Annotated in this window: 16 protein-coding genes; 5 read left to right on the forward strand and 11 right to left on the reverse strand. The window is 61.5% G+C overall.

The window, feature by feature from the left end; all coding sequences use genetic code 11:
* Positions 1–26 precede the first annotated feature (26 nt).
* Positions 27–3,422: a bifunctional diguanylate cyclase/phosphodiesterase gene (locus tag AB4N64_RS14725; protein WP_460116539.1), complete on the forward strand. Its 3,396-nt coding sequence runs from the start codon at positions 27–29 to the stop codon at positions 3,420–3,422.
* A gap of 150 nt (positions 3,423–3,572) precedes the next feature.
* The gene (locus tag AB4N64_RS14730) at positions 3,573–4,697 is read left to right on the forward strand and encodes an ATP-binding protein (RefSeq protein WP_460116540.1); all 1,125 of its coding nucleotides are present in this window, start codon (positions 3,573–3,575) and stop codon (positions 4,695–4,697) included.
* Here the strand turns inward: AB4N64_RS14730 and AB4N64_RS14735 are convergent.
* The 5 genes from AB4N64_RS14735 to AB4N64_RS14755 form a co-directional block, all read right to left on the reverse strand.
* A complete protein-coding gene (locus AB4N64_RS14735) occupies positions 4,658–5,836 on the reverse strand; it encodes a carboxylate-amine ligase (RefSeq protein ID WP_460116542.1) in 1,179 nt (392 codons plus the stop codon). The two genes, AB4N64_RS14730 and AB4N64_RS14735, sit on opposite strands and share 40 nt — an antisense overlap.
* A 16-nt stretch (positions 5,837–5,852) precedes the next feature.
* Entirely contained in the window at positions 5,853–6,131 is a 279-nt protein-coding gene (locus AB4N64_RS14740) for a hypothetical protein (protein WP_460116544.1), read from the reverse strand.
* Positions 6,132–6,313: 182 nt separating this feature from the next.
* Positions 6,314–7,213 (reverse strand): homocysteine S-methyltransferase family protein, encoded by a 900-nt coding sequence (locus AB4N64_RS14745; protein WP_460116546.1) that lies wholly within the window; start codon positions 7,211–7,213, stop codon positions 6,314–6,316.
* Positions 7,213–8,259 carry an ABC transporter substrate-binding protein gene (locus AB4N64_RS14750; RefSeq protein ID WP_460116547.1) on the reverse strand — a complete coding sequence of 349 codons (1,047 nt, stop codon included), beginning with the start codon at positions 8,257–8,259 and terminating at the stop codon, positions 7,213–7,215. Before AB4N64_RS14750 ends, AB4N64_RS14745 begins: the two co-directional genes overlap by 1 nt.
* A 14-nt stretch (positions 8,260–8,273) precedes the next feature.
* Entirely contained in the window at positions 8,274–10,343 is a 2,070-nt protein-coding gene (locus AB4N64_RS14755) for an ATP-binding cassette domain-containing protein (protein WP_460126754.1), read from the reverse strand.
* Positions 10,344–11,575: 1,232 nt separating this feature from the next.
* Between AB4N64_RS14755 and AB4N64_RS14760 the strand changes: the two genes are divergently transcribed.
* The gene (locus AB4N64_RS14760) at positions 11,576–11,989 is read left to right on the forward strand and encodes a cupin domain-containing protein (RefSeq protein ID WP_460116549.1); all 414 of its coding nucleotides are present in this window, start codon (positions 11,576–11,578) and stop codon (positions 11,987–11,989) included.
* 22 nt (positions 11,990–12,011) lie between these two features.
* On the opposite strand, the gene AB4N64_RS14765 is transcribed toward AB4N64_RS14760, so the two are convergent.
* The 5 genes from AB4N64_RS14765 to AB4N64_RS14785 all read right to left on the reverse strand — a co-directional run bounded on the left by AB4N64_RS14765 (position 12,012) and on the right by AB4N64_RS14785 (position 15,414).
* Positions 12,012–12,617: an eCIS core domain-containing protein gene (locus tag AB4N64_RS14765; protein WP_460116551.1), complete on the reverse strand. Its 606-nt coding sequence runs from the start codon at positions 12,615–12,617 to the stop codon at positions 12,012–12,014.
* A 72-nt stretch (positions 12,618–12,689) separates the two neighbouring features.
* A complete protein-coding gene (locus AB4N64_RS14770) occupies positions 12,690–13,619 on the reverse strand; it encodes a DMT family transporter (RefSeq protein WP_460116552.1) in 930 nt (309 codons plus the stop codon).
* Between the two features lie 177 nt (positions 13,620–13,796).
* Positions 13,797–14,129 carry a hypothetical protein gene (locus tag AB4N64_RS14775; protein ID WP_460116554.1) on the reverse strand — a complete coding sequence of 111 codons (333 nt, stop codon included), beginning with the start codon at positions 14,127–14,129 and terminating at the stop codon, positions 13,797–13,799.
* Positions 14,120–14,461: a hypothetical protein gene (locus AB4N64_RS14780; RefSeq protein ID WP_460116555.1), complete on the reverse strand. Its 342-nt coding sequence runs from the start codon at positions 14,459–14,461 to the stop codon at positions 14,120–14,122. The genes AB4N64_RS14775 and AB4N64_RS14780 overlap by 10 nt, the downstream gene beginning before the upstream one ends.
* A gap of 11 nt (positions 14,462–14,472) precedes the next feature.
* Positions 14,473–15,414: a catalase family peroxidase gene (locus AB4N64_RS14785; RefSeq protein ID WP_460116557.1), complete on the reverse strand. Its 942-nt coding sequence runs from the start codon at positions 15,412–15,414 to the stop codon at positions 14,473–14,475.
* A 168-nt stretch (positions 15,415–15,582) separates the two neighbouring features.
* On the opposite strand from AB4N64_RS14785, the gene AB4N64_RS14790 reads away from it, so the two are divergent.
* Complete coding sequence (locus tag AB4N64_RS14790; protein ID WP_460116559.1) at positions 15,583–16,203, forward strand: helix-turn-helix transcriptional regulator; 621 nt, start codon at positions 15,583–15,585, stop codon at positions 16,201–16,203.
* A 1-nt stretch (position 16,204) separates the two neighbouring features.
* Here AB4N64_RS14790 and AB4N64_RS14795 read toward each other — a convergent pair whose 3' ends face one another.
* Positions 16,205–17,308, reverse strand: coding sequence for an FAD-dependent monooxygenase (locus AB4N64_RS14795; RefSeq protein WP_460116561.1), 1,104 nt, complete (start codon positions 17,306–17,308; stop codon positions 16,205–16,207).
* A 186-nt stretch (positions 17,309–17,494) separates the two neighbouring features.
* Between AB4N64_RS14795 and AB4N64_RS14800 the strand changes: the two genes are divergently transcribed.
* Positions 17,495–18,544, forward strand: a complete 1,050-nt coding sequence (locus AB4N64_RS14800; protein ID WP_460116562.1) for an NAD(P)-dependent alcohol dehydrogenase — start codon at positions 17,495–17,497, stop codon at positions 18,542–18,544.
* Positions 18,545–18,576: the final 32 nt, after the last annotated feature.

Genomic DNA, 18,576 nt, shown 5'->3' on the forward strand with positions numbered 1-18,576 from the left:
CGTGCATGGACTCAAGGAACGACGCGTTGGACACACCAAGAGCCGCCACGGCCCCGGACACCCAAAATAGCCCGACTCCCGAGCCGCAAAGTCGGTGGCGTACCTTTGTATTGCCAGCCAGCATTTTTTTGAGCGGAATCGTCATTTCTGTCACCCTGGGTGCCATGGACGTGCACGAAGAGGCACAGGAGGCCGCCGCCCAAGGCATGGTGGAGCTGGCCGGAGTCAAGGCTCGGCTGGAGAGCCAGGTTCGCTCGACATTCGATGTGACGGCGGGTATCGGACAACTGCTGAGCCTGGATGGCACCATCACTGCAGCGCACTTCGACGGCATGTCGCAACGAGCGATCGAGTCCCAACCGCACATTCATCACCTCTCTCTGGCGCCCAATGACGTCGTCAGTCGGGTATTTCCAATCGCCGGCAACCAACAGATCCTGGGCCTGGATTACCGTACGGTTGCAGACCAATATCCGGCGCTCGAACTCGCCCGCAAAAACAAGACGTCGGTATTGGCCGGCCCCGTCACGCTGGTGCAGGGCGGTCAGGCGTTTATTCATCGTCGCCCCGTCTTCGTCACTGATGCCTCAGGGGTAACGGTGTACTGGGGCAGCACGTCCGTGGTCGCTGACGTGGATCGGTTGCTCGACGCGGGGGGGCTGAACACCAGCAGCAGTCTGCGCCTTGCGCTGCGTGGCCGGGACGGCAGGGGTGCCTTGGGCGAAATGATCAAAGGTGATCCGCAGCTGTTCCAGGGCGATGCGCTGGTCACATCGGTCGATGTACCCGGTGGTACCTGGGAGTTGGCGGCATTGCCCGTAGCGGGCTCGCGCCCTGCGTCCCTGCTCGTGTCGCCACTGTTCCTCTCGGCCCTGATCGGCACCGGGCTGCTGACGGTGTTCGCGGCGCAACTGAGCAGGCGCAACCAACTCATCCGCCAGCGCCATACCGAGCTGGCGCAGGAAATCGAAGAGCGCCGGGTGATCGAGAGGTCATTGGGCCAGAGTGAATCGCGTTTTCGTGCGCTGTTCGAGCGCTCCCCCGATCCTATCTGGATTCTGGGCCCGGGCGGTATTTGCACCCAGGCCAACGCGGCGGCGATGCGCGTTTTCGGTTTCGATGATCCCGCCACGTATCACCGAATCCGCACGACCGACATCTCTCCCGAGTATCAAGGCGACGGACAGTTGTCGACCGTCAAGGCACAGGCCATGTTGAAAACGGCTCTGGCCAACGGTGTGCACCGTTTCGAATGGCTGCACAAGCGCGGCGATGGCAGCGTTTTCCCGGCCGAGGTCACGCTGTGCTCGGTCAATCTGGCTGACGAGCCGATGCTCTACGCCGTGGTGCGCGACATCTCCGACAGGAAGAAGGCCGAAGAAGCCTTGCACACGCAGAAGGCCCTGTTGCTGGAGATCGTCGAAAACGCTCCATCGCTCATCTACGTCTATGACACCGAAGGCAAACTGCGGCTTTGCAACCGCATGTTCGAGCAGGCCGCCAATATTTCCTTTGAAGAAATGAAAGGCCAGACGCGGGAGTATTATTTGCCCACGCAGGAGGCCCACACGCTGCGCGAGAACGACAAGAAAGTGCTCGAAACCGGCGGCATACTGCATTTCGAGGATCAACTGGTGCAACAGGGCGCGACTCGAACTTACCTGACCACCAAATGCGTGCTCAGAGGGGCCGGTGGCCAAGCCTCAGGAGTCCTGGGTATTTCCACCGACATTACCGCGACCCGGCAGAACAGCGAACAGTTACGCCTGGCAGGCATCGTTCTGGACAATACCGCCGACGGCGTGATCATCACCAACGCCCGCGGCCACATCCTGTCAGTGAACGCGGCGTTTACCCATATTACCGGCTTCAGCGCCGAGGAATCCGTCGGCTTCAAGCCCAACATTCTCATCAGCGACAAACAGGACAATGCGTTTTACCGCGACATCATCGAAACCCTGAAGCTCAGCGGGCTGTGGCGCGGGGAGTTGTGGAATCGCAGGAAAGACGGCGAGCTGTATCCGCAATGGCTGACCATCAACGCGGTCTACAATGACAATGCAAATATCAGCCACTACGTCGCGGTGTTTTCCGATATGGCGGCCATCAATCAATCCAGGTCCGACCTGGAGCGCGTCTCGCACTACGACCCTGTCACCGCCCTGCCCAACCGCTCGCTGTTCCACGAACGATTGCAGCATTCACTGGACCTCTCGCTAAGCTACAACCAATCACTGGCCGTCGTCGTGCTTGACCTGGACAGCTTCAAGACCGTGAATGACAGCCTGGGGCATTCGATGGGTGATCTGCTCTTGCAGCAGGCGGCGTCTCGTTTCCTGGCGTGCGTACGAGCAGAAGACACGGTTTCACGGTTGGGCGGGGATGAGTTTGCACTGATTCTCAACAACCTGACCCATCCCACCGACGCGATCATCATCGCCAAGAAGCTACTGGCCTCACTGCAGGAGCCCTTCGACCTCAAAGGCACCTCGACGCTGCTGACTGCCAGCATTGGTATTTCGATTGCCCCGCACGACGCCGAAACGCCCGAGCTTCTATTGCGCCAGGCAGACACTGCCATGTATGGCGCCAAGGACAGTGGTCGTAACGACTACCGCTTCTACCAGCCCGAAATGACACTGCGCGCCCAGGAACGCATGAACAGCGAGCGCTTCCTGCGGCGGGCGGTGCTCAATCACGAATTCGAGGTCTGGTATCAACCCAAGGTCAATCTGGTCACGAACGCGGTCGAAGGTGCAGAAGCATTGATCCGCTGGCGCGACCCGATCAAAGGCCTGATTTCCCCTGCTGAATTCATTCCGTTGGCAGAAAGCACGGGGCTGATCATTCAGATCGGCGAACAGGTGGTCGACATGGTCTGCAAGGACCTGCGCCGTTGGGAGGATCAGGGCATTGCCCACGGCGTCATCGCAATCAACGTCGCCACCTTGCAGATCGATCGCAGCGACTACGTCGAAACCATTCGCTGCGCGCTGGACCTGTACGACCTGCCTGCCAGCGCGCTGGAGGTCGAAGTGACGGAAAGCCTGATGATGGCCAGCCCCGAACACTCCAGGGAGGTGCTGTGCACCCTGCAAAATCTGGGGATCACCACCGCCATCGATGACTTCGGTACGGGGTATTCGTCTCTGGCGTACCTGAAGATCCTGCCGATCAACCATATCAAGATCGATCGCACGTTCATCTCGGACCTGCCCCAGGACTCCATAAACGTGGCCATTACCAAAACCATCGTGGAACTGGGCCATGCACTGGGCTTCAAGATCATTGCCGAAGGCGTTGAAACCGAAGAGCAGCATCGTTTCCTTGAAACAATCGGCTGCGACCAGGGTCAAGGTTACCTATACGGACGTCCGATGCCGGCGCAAGACTTCGAACAGTGGCTGAACGCACGACATTGAACCGAGTGTCATCGCACAGACCCCATACGGCACTACACTCTCTGGGCACTGAACTAAAATGACTTCTGAAGGCAGGGCCGGCACCATCCGTTCGCCTGTCGCACGTACATGCACATCAAATGGGTGACCAGGGAGGCAACAACGACCGCCATGCGATTACACGATTTCATTCTCAAACACATGGAACAGATTTTGGCGGCCTGGGTTACGTATGCCAGGACGATAGATACACCCATGCCGACGATGGACGCCAAAGGGCTGAGAAATCACGCTCAATTCATTCTGGAAACAGTGGCGCGGGACATGCGCAGGACCCAGACCGAGCAGCAGCAGATTGCCAAATCCGAAGGACGGGGCCCCGATATTGACGGCGATTCGCCCGCCGATACCCATGCCAGGACACGCCTTGTCGCCGGTTTCTCCATGGATCAGATGGTTTCTGAATACCGGGCACTGCGCTCCAGCGTGCTCAGGCTCTGGATGGCGGAAAACGCTTTTGATGAAACTCATCGGATCGATGACATGATTCGCTTCAACGAAGCGATCGATCAGGCGCTCGTTGAGTCGATCAGAACGTACGGGCAGGCCGTCGAGTCGACGCGCAAGACCGTGTTGGGTGTCCTGGGGCATGACCTGCGCTCGCCGCTTGGCGCGGTGATGATGGCCAGTGACCTGCTGCGAGAGAGCGTTCACCTGTCCGACCGCGAACGCAGACTTGCGACGCAGATCAGCACGAGCGTGCGGCGTGCCGACTCGATGGTCAATGACTTGCTTGACCTGGCGCGGGTCAACCTGGGCACCGGGCTGCCGGTCAATCGTCAACCCTGCGAGCTGAGCGGTTTGTGCGCCTCGGTGGTGGAAGAACTGCGCACCGGTTTCCCCGCCGTACAGCTCGTGCTGCACGCCAACGAAAACGTCAGTGGGCAATTCGATCCTTTACGCATGGAACAGGTGTTCACCAATTTGATCGCCAATGCCATCCGCCATGGGGATGCGCAGCAACCGATCCACGTGACACTCAAGCGCGACGGGCACCGCACTCTGTTCAGCGTGCAGAATCGTGGTGAGCTCATTCCCGCACAAATCATGCCTCACCTGTTCAATCCAGAAGGCCGGTATTCCAGTTATGCCTCGGGCGAAAAAGGCTCATCGTCCGGATTGGGGCTCGGTTTGTTCATCGCTGCACAAATCGTAGAAGGACACGACGGCAGCATTGAAGTGCAATCCACACCTGATCAAGGCACTATCTTCACCGTGCTGCTGCCCAATGCCTGAGGCATGTCACGGCGCGAGGATGACGCGGTTTCGATCAGTAGATGATCGACCACCTGCAAGAGCGCTTCATGGGGTTGGCGACCGCTACTGATGGACGTTTGATAAACGACCCGTTGCCGCCCTGCACTGCTGCCCTCGCGGATTATGTGCCGCAACTCATCGAAGACGTCCTCGACACCCAATGATCGCGCTGTTGCCCCCAATACCTGCTCCGCCAGGGACAACCATTGCTCAAGGGTCAAGGCACGGTCGAAGCCCTCGACGAGAAACATGGCGTTGGTGCCAGACCTCTTTGCTCGCCAGCGGTTCTCCATCAGTGTCCAACGGGACGTCACCGAGTAGTCAGCCCCCGCACGAGGCTGTGCAATGGCGTAGGCAACCAGCACCCGGAACAACGACGCCAGGCTCAGCGCATCCTTCAAACGAGGGCAAGCGTCGGTCATCCTTAATTCGAGCGTCGGGTAGCTGGAGGATGGACGCACCGCCCACCAGCAGCCACTGGCTTTCTTCATGGCGCCATTGGCGATGAGAAACGACACATAGTCATCATAAGCGCGCTGATCTTCCAGGTATTCCGGCACGCCCATGCGCGGCCATTCATCGCAGGCGGTCTGACGATAGCTGGCGAATCCGCTGTCATCCCCCTGCCAGAACGGTGAGGAGCAGCTCAATGCCAGAAGCAACGGCGTCCACGGCAGGACCTCGTTCATCACCCGGATACGGTCCAGGTCAGCTGGAACCTCCACGTGCACGTGCAGGCCAGAAAGCAGGCTGCGCCGGGCGACATATTGATAATCGTCGAACAGCTGCCGGTAATGCGCCTGGTCGGTGGGGTGTTGCGCACGCCAATCGCCCAAGGGGTGGCTGCCGGCGCTGAGCAACCCGAGCGCAAAGGGTTGCAATACCTGCTGCAAGGTTCCGCGGGCGTTGACCAGGTATTCGGCCGCTTGAGGCAGGCTGGTGAAAACCGGTGAGGCGACTTCGATTTGCGACTGGAACATCTCGTAGGCGAAGGCGTGTCCCAGGGCGGCCGCGCACTGATTGCTCACCTCGCGCGGGACTTCCCCGGGCACCTGTCGAGAGTCCAGATCGGTGAGGAAATACTCTTCTTCAATGCCGAACTTCAGTGGCTCGTTCATGGCCCATTCCCCTGCGCTAGACGAGGCGCCGACCGCTGGAACGTGACGGGTGGTAGTCCTCACCCGCGACGGCCCGCAAATAGGCGCGGTCTGCCTCGGCGCGCAGATCCCGCCACTCCTGCCAATCCACCAGACCGTTGCGATCCATCTCGTCCGCATGGCGTATCAGCGTCTCATGGTAGGCGTCAGGGCAGTTCATGCGCAGCGTGCAGTCCTCGAGCGCTCGATGCCAGGCATCCAGAGCGCAGAGCCGCTGGTGTTGGAGGGGTGTCAGCAAGGGCTTGAATGAACTCATGGCGGCATCGATCCGGGGGTGTTTTGGTATGGAACACCCGGGGCGGTGCGAGGTTCAGGTCAATTGATGAGGGGTGTGGTGTGGGGCTGGCCTCTTCGCGAGCAAGCCCGCTCCCACCGGAGCTCCGCGTTGTCCACCCCCTGTGGGAGCGGGCTTGCTCGCGAAGGGGTCCGTACAGGCACTCAAGATGCCTGTTGTTGCACCAAGTGCACATTCAACCGCGCAATATGCTCCGGTCCAATGCCGCAGCACCCGCCGATGATGTTCGCACCTGCCGCGACCCAGGCACTGGACCAGTTCAAATACGAGTCCGGGGTCAAATCGGCGCGAATCTCCAGCAATGTGCTATTGGCTTCGGCCTTGGCGGTGACCGCAGGAAACGCATTGGCGTATACCCCCAGTTCAATCGCCTGCCCGACAATGACTGACCGCGCCTCGGCCAGCGCCGCAGCCATCACTTCCGGCTGGCTGCAATTGAACAACACCGCCTTCGCGCCCAGCTCAGCAGCCACCTGCACCGCCGCTCCGACTGTTTCGCCAGAGCGCAACCGTGGCGCCCCGTCAGCGTCATCCAGTAGCGTATACGACAGCCACAGCGGCTTGGGCTGCGCACCCAACGCTTCGACCACCGCTCGCACTTCGGCGATGGAGCTCTGGGTTTCCGCCAGCCAGACATCGACGTGATCGCGTAGCCCGGCAATCAGCGTTCGATGAATGGCAACGCTGCGCGTGTGATCGAACAGGTCCGGCCGGTAAGACCCCAGGGCCGGCGGCAACGAACCGGCCACCGTGACCGGCTCCGGATTTTCACTGGCCGCCTGGCGTGCCAGCCTTCCTGCGCGATCGGCCAGCTCCAGGCCCTGCTCGCCAAAACGCTCCTCACCGATGTGAAATGGCACCACCGCGTAGCTGTTGGTGGTGATGATCCGGGCCCCGGCGGCGATGAAGGCCTGGTGTGCTTGCAGCACGAACTGCGGCGATTCGATCAGCGCCAACGCCGACCATTCCGGCTGACGGAAAGGCGCGCCGATGCGCTGCAATTCCCGCCCCATGCCACCATCCAACAAACGTACGGTCGTCATCAGTTGGCACTCACTTTCTGCGCAGGACCGGCCAGCCACTGATCAATAACGGCAGGGTTGGCCTTGACCCACGCCTTGGCAGCCACGTCCGCCGGTTGCTTTTCCTTTTCGATTTTCAGGATGAGGTCATTGAGCTGCGACGGCTCGATGGCAACGTTCTGCAAGAATTCGGCGATTTTGGGCGCACGTTTTTGCAGGGCAACCGAGGACAGCACGTAGACCTTGGCGTCCGGGAACGCGCAGGTAATACGACTCTTGTTCAGCCAGTCCGGGTCGACCGTCGGGCTGATGAATTTCCAGCAACCGTCGGCCTTGTACAGCGGGTCATCCTTTTTGTTGTCCTGGGCATAACCGTCGAAAGCCGGCTCTTCCAGGCGACGCAGGTCGAAGGCGGAGAAAATCCAGTCCGGGGTGTACGCGTAGAAGATTACGCCTCGCTCGGCCTTGTAAGCCGCCGCCAATTTGGAATAAGTCACCGAGGCCTCGGTGGAGATCGACTCGAATTTATCGGCGAACTCGTAATCCTTGGCCTTGATCTCGCCGATGTAGGTCGACTCCCAACCCGCCGGCCCCACCAGCAACTGCGCCTTGCCGCCGCCCAGCGGTTCGAAGAGCTTGGCCACTTCCGGTTTCTTCAGGTCGTACACCGACTTGACCCCGTACTTGTCCTGCACATAGCCGGGAATGTAGAAGCCCTGCTCACCCACGTAGGGCTGCTTGTTGGGCACCAGTGAACGGGTGCCGCCAGTGACGTATTTGGCCCAGGCAGCAGACTGGTTGGGCAGCCAGATGTCGGTCAGCACATCCACCGAGCCGTCGCCCTTGGACGCTGCGCTGAACAGCACCGGAACATCCCCGGCCAGGTAGGAAACGTCTGCATCCAGGCGGGTTTGCAGGACTTCGCCCAGGATGTGCTGAATGGCGATGGCGCCGGTCCAGTTCTGTTCCCCAATGACGATCTTGTCCTTGGCCATGGCCGTGACGGGAGCGATCAAGGACGCCACGAGTGCCGCCGTGCCGAAGCTGCGCGATAGAGATGTCTTCACGATAAGTCTCACTTTCAGTGGGAGAGGTGGTCTTGCTTGCGCAAGCTCGATTGAATGATTCGGTCAGGGATCAGTGCACACACGACAATCGCAATACCGGCCAGCACGCCCTCGCCGCCCTTGATGTTGCGCAACGCGGTCATGACGTCGTAGCCCAGGCCGCCGGCGCCGATCAGCGCGGCGACCACCACCATTGACAGGCTCATGACGATGGTCTGGTTGATCCCCAGCAGCAGCGAGCGGCGCGCCAGTGGCAGTTGCACCTTGATCAGGGTCTGCCAGGGGCTGGCGCCGTGGGCGACGGCGGCTTCGACCGCGTCCTTGGGCACTTCCTGGATGCCCAGCGAAGTCAGGCGAATCATTGGGGCCAGGGCGAAAATGACGGTAGCGATCACTGCCGGAGTCTTGCCGACCGAAAAGAACGCCACGGCAGGAATCAGGTAGACGAAGGTCGGCAAGGTTTGCATGACGTCCAGCAACGGCGTGAACAGCCGGCGCACCAGAGGCCGTTTGGCCAGCACGATGCCGGTGGGCACACCGATCACCAGGGCGATCAACACCGAGGCACCCACCAGCGCCAACGTGGCAATGGTGTGCTCCCAAAAGCCGAACAGGCCGATGTACAACAATGCCGCACCGCTGGTGAGCGCCAGGCCCCAACCGGCAGACCGCCAGGCCAGGAAGACCAGTGACAGTGCAGCGACCGGCCATGGCAGCCAGCCCAGCATGTTTTCGACGCCTTCGATGACCGTGCGCACCGCGACGATCACACCGACGAAAGCCCCTTCGAAGGTGATTTGCGACCAGCCGATAAAGTCGTCAATGCTTTGCGCAGTCACCAGCATGACCTGGCGATTGATCGGGAACTGCAACAGCGCGTGGGTGGTTTCGGGAGTGATCACCCGCCACACCACCAGCGCCTGGGACGCCAATATCACGGTCAGGGGCAGCAGCCAACCAGAGGCGTGGGAGCGCGAGGCATGCCCGCTCAGGGAAATCGCGGCAAATCGGCTGGCAGCCAGCACCAGCAGCGCAACGACCACCGTCCATGCCGTTGCGCTGGCAATGCCCTGCCCGAGCGCGGCCAAAGCCCCGAGTTCGGCCGCAAAGGTGGCCCAGAATGAACCGCCCTTGCCCCTTGCTGCCAAGGCCGCAGGGCCCAGGAGCAGCGCTTGCCACCACGGCAGCCCAGACGTCACCGGCTGTTCGCGCAGTTCAGGTTGCCCCGCCTCGGTCGTCAGGCTGTTCACCGCCGATGGCGTGGCTGAGGTTGGCTGGCAGTCACGGAAAAAGTCCGCGACGTCAGCATCGACGGGTTGCTCAAGCAATTGTTGCGGCGTGCCCAATTGCACCAGTCGCCCGCGCCGCAACACCGCAATGCGATCCGCCAGGCGAATGGCTTCGGCCGGGTCGTGGGTGACCAGCAAGGTCGTGATTCCGCGCTCGCGAACCAGGGCGAGGAAATGCTGTTGCAGGTCTCGGCGAATCGTCGGGTCAAGGGCACTGAACGGCTCGTCCATCAGCAGGAAGTCCGGCTCGGTGACCAATGCCCGGGCCAGGCCGACGCGTTGCTGCATGCCACCGGACAGCTCCTGCGGGTAATGCTCGCCCCAGCCCTCCAGCCCCACGGCTTTGAGTTGCACGGCGGCGGCGGCCAGCCGGATGACTTCCGGCTCGCCGCTCAGCTCGAGCGGCAACGCCACGTTCTCCAGCACGGTGCGGTGGGGTAACAGGCCGAAATGCTGGAACACCATGCCGATGCGACGCGACCTGAGCGTGCGCAGATCGCTGTTGCTCAAGCCACTGATGGCCTGGCCTTCGATCAGCACTTCACCCTGGGTCGGTTCGATCAAGCGATTGATGTGGCGCAACAAGGTCGATTTGCCACTGCCGGAGGTGCCCATCAGGCACAACACTTCACCGCGTCGTACCTTGAGGCTGACATCGTTGACCGCTGGCAAAGTCGCCGCGCCCTGGCTGCGTGTGTAGGCCTTGGTGACGGCCCGCAGCTCAAGCACCACATCGGCTGGGGCAACGGACCTTTGCGCAGGTTCCAGACCTGTCGCCAATCGGGTTTGTATCACTGACACGGCCGCTCCCTGCACATCATCTGACGCAAAAAAAAGCGCCTGGCTGGACAGCGAGGCGCTCTGCATGGGCGTAAAGCTAAACGATCTTAAAAAAATGAAAGAAATAATATTTTGGAATTAGCTTAGTCGACGGTGAACCTACAGATCACAGTTTTGCACCTGTAAACGATGTCTCCGGTTTTTTCTACCCAAGCCGCAGGATGTGCAGTCGACACAAAAACCTGTAGGAGCGAGCTTGCTCGCGATGGAGGCCCAGACACTGCAGGGCATCAGACAGCCCTCATCATCGTTGACGACCATCGCGGGCAAGCCCGCTCCCACAGGGGCCGGGCAAGCCGCAGGATGTGCAGTCAACACAAAACCCTGTAGGAGCGAGCTTGCTCGCGATGGAGGCCCAGACACCGCGGGGCATCAGACAGCCCTCATCATCGTTGACGACCATCGCGGGCAAGCCCGCTCCCACAATGGGCCGGGCAAGCCGCAGGATGTGCAGTCGACACAAAAACCTGTGGGAGCGAGCTTGCTCGCGATGGAGGCCCAGACAACGCGGGGCATCAGGCAGCCAGCGTCATCGTTCAAGACCATCGCGGGCAAGCCCGCTCCCACAGGGGCCGGGCAAGCCGCAGGATGTGCAGTCGACACAAAAACCTGTGGGAGCGAGCTTGCTCGCGATGGAGGCACAGACACCGCGGGGCATCAGCAGCCAGCGTCATCGTTCAAGACCATCGCGGGCAAGCCCGCTCCCACAATGGGTCGGGCAAGCCGCAGGATGTGCAGTCGACACAAAAACCTGTAGGAGCGAGCTTGCTCGCGATGGAGGCCCAGACACTGCAGGGCATCAGACAGCCAGCGTCATCGTTCAAGACCATCGCGGGCAAGCCCGCTCCCACAGGGGCCGGGCAAGCCGCAGGATGTGCAGTCGACACAAAAACCTGTGGGAGCGAGCTTGCTCGCGATGGAGGCCCAGACACCGCAAGGTCCCAGGCAGCCCTCATCATCGTTCACGATCATCGCGACGGTTCGACGCATCGGCAAGCCCGCTCCTACAGGAATGGGGTAAGACCAGCCGCGATATGTACCACCACGTATCCCCTACCCCCACGGCTACCTCAAGATACAAAACACCCATAGTTCGACACGCCGCAGACACACCCCACCCGCCTAATGAGTTCACCGCACAGGCGCTTACCTCCCCCGCTTCGCCGTGCTCTTACCGGAGAACAAAAATGTCTCGATTCAAGACCGCCGTCCTCGCTACCGTCGTCGCAATCGGCGCACTCACTGGCGTCGCCCACGCTGAAGAAACCAAAAGCTGGCAGAGCGGCCTGCACCGTACCGACCTGCTGCGCGCCGACCTGGGTGCCGCCGAACGCGAGGTGATCCAGGTGCGTGTGGACTTCGATGCGGGCGTGGCGGCGCCGAAGCACTCACACCCCGGCGTGGAGATCGCCCACGTCGAAAGCGGGACGTTCGAATATCAGCTCGAAGGCCAGCCACCGGTGACGCTGAAAGCCGGTGATTCGCTGTTCATTCCCGAAGGTGTCGCCCACACGGCGAAGAACGTGGGCTCGACCACCGCGTCGGAGCTGGCGACCTACGTCGTGAAGAAAAACACGCCGCTGCTGATCCTGTCGAAATAAGCAATACCTGTCGGGAGGAGGCTCATTCAGACACTTTGGCCGCCTCTTCCCGCAACACCCTTCCCACCTCGATCTGGATGGCGTAGGCCGGCGCCTCCACCGCGTTGAAATCCGCGGTGTAACGCTGGGCAAAACCGGCAACACCCCACTCCTGATACTGCTGCACGTGCTTGAGCTCATGGGCCCACAGCGCGATGTTCTGCCCGGCGTCTTCAGCGGTTCGAAAAACGATGATGTCGATCAGCGTCACCGCGCCGATGTCAGGGTTTTGCAGCATGGCGTTGGCGGCGTTGAGTTGACCGTCGTCGCTGATTTTGTAGCTCACGGCATCGAGCACACCGGCGTCGTACCATCGCAGCAGTTGCTCACGTACAGGCGCCGGAATGGGTTGAACCCCAGCACTCGCGGCTTCGGCGCGCGACTGGGTCAGCCATAACGCCAAGGCGGGCGCTGCAACCTGATAGATGCCATCCGGTACACCAGCGATCTTGCCCAGGTCAGGCAGGCAGATGCAGCCGTTGAGGCACACCTGTTTTTCGCCTGCCGGGCAGGCGCTGTCCTGAGCCGCCAGTGGGAGACTCAGGCAAAACGCCAGCAGCGCCACCAGGCGCGTGGTTATGGGCGGCATCAAGGCTTGCGTCCTGGAGATGGAGATGCCCTTAGCGTAGCTGCGAACGGCGCAGCCCTTGAAGCCAGCATGTCAGGTAGCAGCAGCTCGTCGCCCTCGCGCATTCAAGGTCCAGGCGATGCCACCCAGCACCAGCAGGATACCAATCGCCTCGTTGGCGCCGGGCAAGGCCCACAACATGAGGTAGCCATAAACCAACGCACACAACGTTTCGAAGACGATCATCTGCCCGCTGAGCCCCAGCGGCAGGCGCTGTGCAGCGCTGTTCCACAAGCCGTTGGCCAGCCACGACCCGCAAATGGCCAGAAAAAGGATCACCAGGATAAACACGGTCATGCGCCCGCCGCTCAATGCCGTGGGCAGGATCTGCGGATTGAACAGGCACACGCCGATGCTGGCAAACAACGCGACAACGCCCGTGGTCACGCCTTGCAGCGTCGACCATTCACTGGGGCTGAAGCGCAGCGTTTTGAGATGCGCGGCGTTACGCAAGGCGAACCACGACCAGGACAGCACGCCCAGTCCTGCGAGGAATGCGCCGAATGCCTTGTCGCTGTTGCCCTGGCCATGGAGGACATCCATGATCGCCGGCACGTTGATCCACGCCGTGCCAACGCAAATCAACGCCAGGGAGATGTACATCGACCCGCTGCTGCCACCGCTGGTTTTCCTGCCCATGAGCATGATCGCGACCGGGATCAACCCATTGATCAAGGAAGCAATCGCCACCCCGGCATATTGGACCGCCGCGCTCAGCAGGATGAAATAGACCAGGTTGCCGGTCAGCGCCAGCTCCAGCAACATCAGCACATCGCTCTTGCGCAGGCGCCCCAGAAGCTGCCGGGCGCGCGGCAATGCCACCAGCACGGCGAACAAGCCATACACCAGGAAACGTGCGCAACTGATTACCACCGGATGCACATCCGGGATCATTGAAGGCGTGACGATCACCGCCCCCCACAAAGCGCCTGCCATCATGGCATGGACTATTGCTGTTCGCATCGCGGCTACCCGTTGATTAATGTCACGATACTAGGAGAAATCGCCGCGTCGATGTAACGAAAACGCCGCATACTGACATTCCCTTTCGGCATACCTTGGGCACTCCCAGGATGTCATGGCGGTCGACACCGTGCGCAAAGGTGGATCGTGTCTGCCTGCCCAAGGCGAGCCCGTCAATCAACCACCGCGCCGCGCTGCCTGCTTGATCACCACCTCGATGCTACGCAATGCCGGGACCAGTAATGCCGCGATGTCCATCGCCCGAACCGTTGGCTGCCCCCCTCTGCCCATCCGCAGAAATAGCGGGTCATCGAAGTGCAGGCGCAGGCGCGCCAGTGCGCCGTCCGATTTGATACGCTCTGTAGCCTCTGTGGAGACAATTTCCTCACGGCCGCGCACTGTTTTTCTGGCAAAAAAACCCACGCCGACACCGGCATGGGCTGAAAAATGGCTGGTTACGGCCAACCAAAGGAGTTGCGCAAAAGCGCTGTCAGCCAGGATCAGATGCAATCCTGCGCGGCGCGTTCAAAGCTCGAAGGCAGTACGTTCGAGGCCAGCAGTTGCGGGTCGTAGACAAATACCTTGCCGCCCTTGCCAGCCTTGTGCGCCTCCAGCACCTTGTCCGCCGAAACCTTGCTGGGCACCACGATCCGATAGCTGCGCTGGCTCTGCGAAACGGTCGGCGTCAGTGCGTTGTCCTGCAATTTCGGCACAACGCAATCGGCGTACTCGGCCGGGGTCTTGCGGGTGTGCAAGGTCAGGGTCGGGTCGTTTGGTGCGCAGGCGCAACCCGTGAGCAACACGGCAGCACACGCCATGGCCGCCATCGGTAAAACACCCATTCGACTGATCCTCAGCAAGTCGCTTCGCCAGGTGCCTGGCGACGCTGCAGCGATACGCTGTACGCCGCGCTGCGCGACAGCAGCACCGGATCGTCCGACGGTTCGATGCCATCCGGCAGGCGCATCGGGTCGAACACCCCTGGGTTGCACAAGGTGTCCGCTTCAACCGCCTGAACGCTCAGGCGTCCGAGCTCGAGGCGAGCGCTGTGGTTTTCGCTCCACTGTTGCGAGGGATCGACCAGCGAATCGTTCGGCCCCGCCGGCTGAATGTACAAGCGAAACTGCACCGTGCCGGTCTGCAGACGCGCATCGAGTTCTGCGGCCAGAAACGCGTCAGGCAGGCTGGCTTCCTGTTCTTCACTGAGCAACACCGTGCCTGCCACCGGTTCCATCACCAGCCGGCCCCACACACCTTCACCACGGCCGTTGACGAAGCGAAAGGCATGCGTGGAAAAGTACGCGGTCGTGGCATAGGACGCCGGCGCCGGGTGCGACGCCAGCAGACGCGGCTGGAGCTTGCCGTCGGGGAAGCTGGCTTCGTACGCCTTGATGTTGTTCGGATCAGGCTTCTTGGTGGCCGGGTCAGCCACCCGCGCTTGCAGGAACGCGACGAACGAAGCGGGCGTGGCGGCGAAGAACACCGGCTCGGAAATCATCATCAGGTCGTAGGCTTGGGCACTGTCGTTCAGGTGCACCGACAAGCCGCGTACGGTGCGGCTCTTATCAGAGACGTTGGGGTTGCCACCGCCCACTGAAAAACGCAGCACCGCGGGCACGCCACCCTGGGCAAACAGGCTCGACCTGACCCATTGGGGCGCGTCAGTCGATGGCGTGAATTCACCACTCGCGCAGACGCCCTTGGCATGAGAACTGCGCGCAGCTTGGTGTTTGCCGAACACTGCATTCAGTGCATCGACCATTTCGGCAGGACGGGTATTTTCGTGTGCGTTCATTTGTCTTGGCTCGGCAATCATCAGGCTTGGTTTTGGTTTTATGGCGTTGCCAGGCGAGTCTAGCGGCATTACGCGATTAATGACAATACCAATTGTCATTAATCGCCTTACCCCACTTTGCCGGAGGGATTGCTATGATCGGCACTTTTGGACCACAAGGATTTTTTCGTGACCACGAAAAACGACATCCTGCGCCTGTTACAACGCGAACCGCTGACTGTCGTGCAGTTGTGCGAGCACCTGGACGTCACGCGCAATGCCATCAACGTGCAGTTGCGCCAACTCGAAGCCCAGGGGCTGGTCCGTCGCGCCACCCTCAGGCAACGCGGGATGCTCGGCAAACCACCGGTGGTCTATGAAGCGGCGCCGGGCAGCGAGGACATCGAGTCGAGCGCCTATCGGCTGTTCCTGCGCGGGCTGTTGAAAGTCATGCAGACGCGCATGGACGAGCGACAGATCAGTGAATTGCTCGACGAGACCGGCCGCCACCTCGCCCGCGAAGCCGGTATCGCCACGCCCGAGGACTTTCAAAGCGGCCTGCAGTCCGCCATGGCTGCTGCCAACGCGCTCGGCGCCAACACCGAAGCGCATGCCCAGGACGAAGGCATCATGGTGCGCAACTACACGTGCCCGCTGGGCGGCGCCGTGCACGACGAACCTTGCGTCTGCCGGGCGATGGCGTCGTTCTTCTCCGAAGCCACCGGCCAACCGGCGGCGGACCAGTGCCTTCGCGGAGAACGCCTGGTGTGTCAGTACCTGATCACCCGCCCCATGGAGAACGGCGCCTGAACTACACCGAAGCCAGCAACGGCATGTAGCTGCGTTTGTAGAGCTTGTCGCCCAGCAGCTTGAGAATCAGGTTGCGGGCCGGCACCGGCAGCGTGCGCATCTTGTCCCGCGCCACGCATTGTTTCTGTACCCAGTCCACCCTCGGCTGACGCCTGGCGCTGTACGCCTGCAACGCCGCATCCAGGTCCTGATGGGTGGCGATGGCGTCGGCCATGACCCAAGCATCCTCGATGGCCATGCCCGCGCCCTCCGCCATGCTTGGCGATGAGGCGTGGGCCGCGTCGCCGATCAGCACGGCGCGGCCGCGATACCAGTGCGGCATGACCACTTGCTGGATGCTGCCGAAGTGGGTGTCCTGGCGGGTGTCGGCCAGCAGTGGAAACAGCGGCCCGGCGAAGTCACCGAACAGGCTTTGCAGTGAGGCGTGCCTGACGCGGTCGAATTCGTCTTCAGCCACCGCCATGTCGGCATAAACGTAGACCTGCTCGCCACTGACCGGGATGGCCAACAGCGTGCGGCCCTTGCCCAGCATTGCTGTCCAGCCTTCGATACCCGTGGTGTTCTGCGTGATGAAGCGCCAGCAGACGTTGCCGACAAAGGACGGCTGGATCGCCGGAAAAATCATCCGGCGCACGGTCGAATCAATGCCGTCGGCGCCGATGACCAGGTCATAAGTGGCCGTGGTGTGATCGGAGAAAGCCACCTCGCAGGCATCGGTCGCAGGCGTGATCCCGGTGATGGAGACGCCGAAACGCGTGTTCGTGCGCTCGAGGGCGCCGCGCAGGATGGTGTGCAGCGCATCACGCGGCAGCGACAGGCAGGGGCCGCAGTCACGCCAGAAGTCTTCGGTGTCGGTGACTGTCAGCAAGCGCCCTCGCTGGTCCATGATCCGTTGCGTCTTGATGAGCGCCGCCGCCCCGCGAACCGAGTCCAGCAGACCGAGTCGGGCGAGTGCGCGGCCGACGTTGCCAGGCAGGTAGAACCCCATGCCACCGGGTGATTCATCGAGACGGCGCTCGACCAGTTCCGGCGTGAAGCCCTTCAATTCCAGGGCCCTGGCCATGGCAAAACCAGCGATGCCGCCGCCCACAATCAATATCCGCATTGCAAGGTCCTTGAGTCTTTGAACATAAGCAGTGGCGCCATCATAACCCGCCGAAATTACAGGGAGTGTTCCGGCGCAAACCGACATTCATAGAATCAGGCAAGTAACTCACAGGAATGATCTACAGGGCATGCAGGGGCCGGCCACACAATGGTCGTCCACCCCCACTCACTCAGGAATTTCCCCATGCTTGTACACGCCTACGGTGCCCATGCAGGTGACAAACCCCTTGAGCCCATGCAGATCACCCGCCGCACACCCGGCGCCCATGACATCCAGATCGATATCGCGTTCTGTGGCATCTGCCATTCCGACCTGCACCAGGTGCGTGCGGAATGGGCCGGCACGCAATTCCCCTGCGTACCGGGGCACGAGATCGTTGGTCGTGTGACTGCGATCGGCGCCCATGTGGCGGACTACAAGGTTGGCGACCTGGTCGGTGTCGGCTGCATCGTCGACAGCTGCAAGCACTGCGACGACTGTGAAAGCGGCCTGGAAAACTACTGCGACGGCATGATCGGCACCTATAACTTCCCGACCCCGGACGCGCCCGGCTGGACCCTCGGTGGCTACGCGCAAACCATCGTCGTGCATGAACGCTATGCCCTGCGCATCCGCCATCCCGAAGCGCAACTGGCGGCGGTGGCGCCGCTGCTGTGCGCCGGCATCACCACCTACTCGCCGCTGCGTCACTGGAACGCCGGCCCCGGCAAGAAAGTCGGCGTGGTCGGCATCGGTGGCCTGGGCCACATGGGCATCAAGTTGGCCCATGCCATGGGCGCGCATGTGGTGGCGTTCACCACGTCCGAGTCCAAACGTGAGGCCGCCCGCGAGCTGGGTGCCGATGAGGTGGTGGTGTCACGCAACGCCGAGGAAATGGCTGCGCATGCCAAGAGCTTCGACTTCATCCTCAACACGGTCGCCGCGCCCCACGACCTCGATGCGTTCCTGGTGCTGCTCAAGCGCGACGGCGCATTGACGCTGGTCGGCGCCCCCGCCTCGCCGCATCCGTCGCCGAACGTGTTCAACCTGATCACCAAGCGCCGCACGGTTGCAGGCTCGATGATCGGCGGCATTCCCGAGACCCAGGAGATGCTGGATTTCTGCGCCGAGCACGGCATCGTCGCCGACATCGAACTGGTGCGCGCCGACCAGATCAACGCGTCCTACGAGCGCATGCTCAAGGGCGAGGTGAAATACCGCTTCGTGATCGACAACGCCACGCTGGCTAACTAACCCCCCCGCTAAAAAACAACCTTGTCCCGCCC

Source organism: Pseudomonas sp. S2_C03, assembly GCF_054668405.1.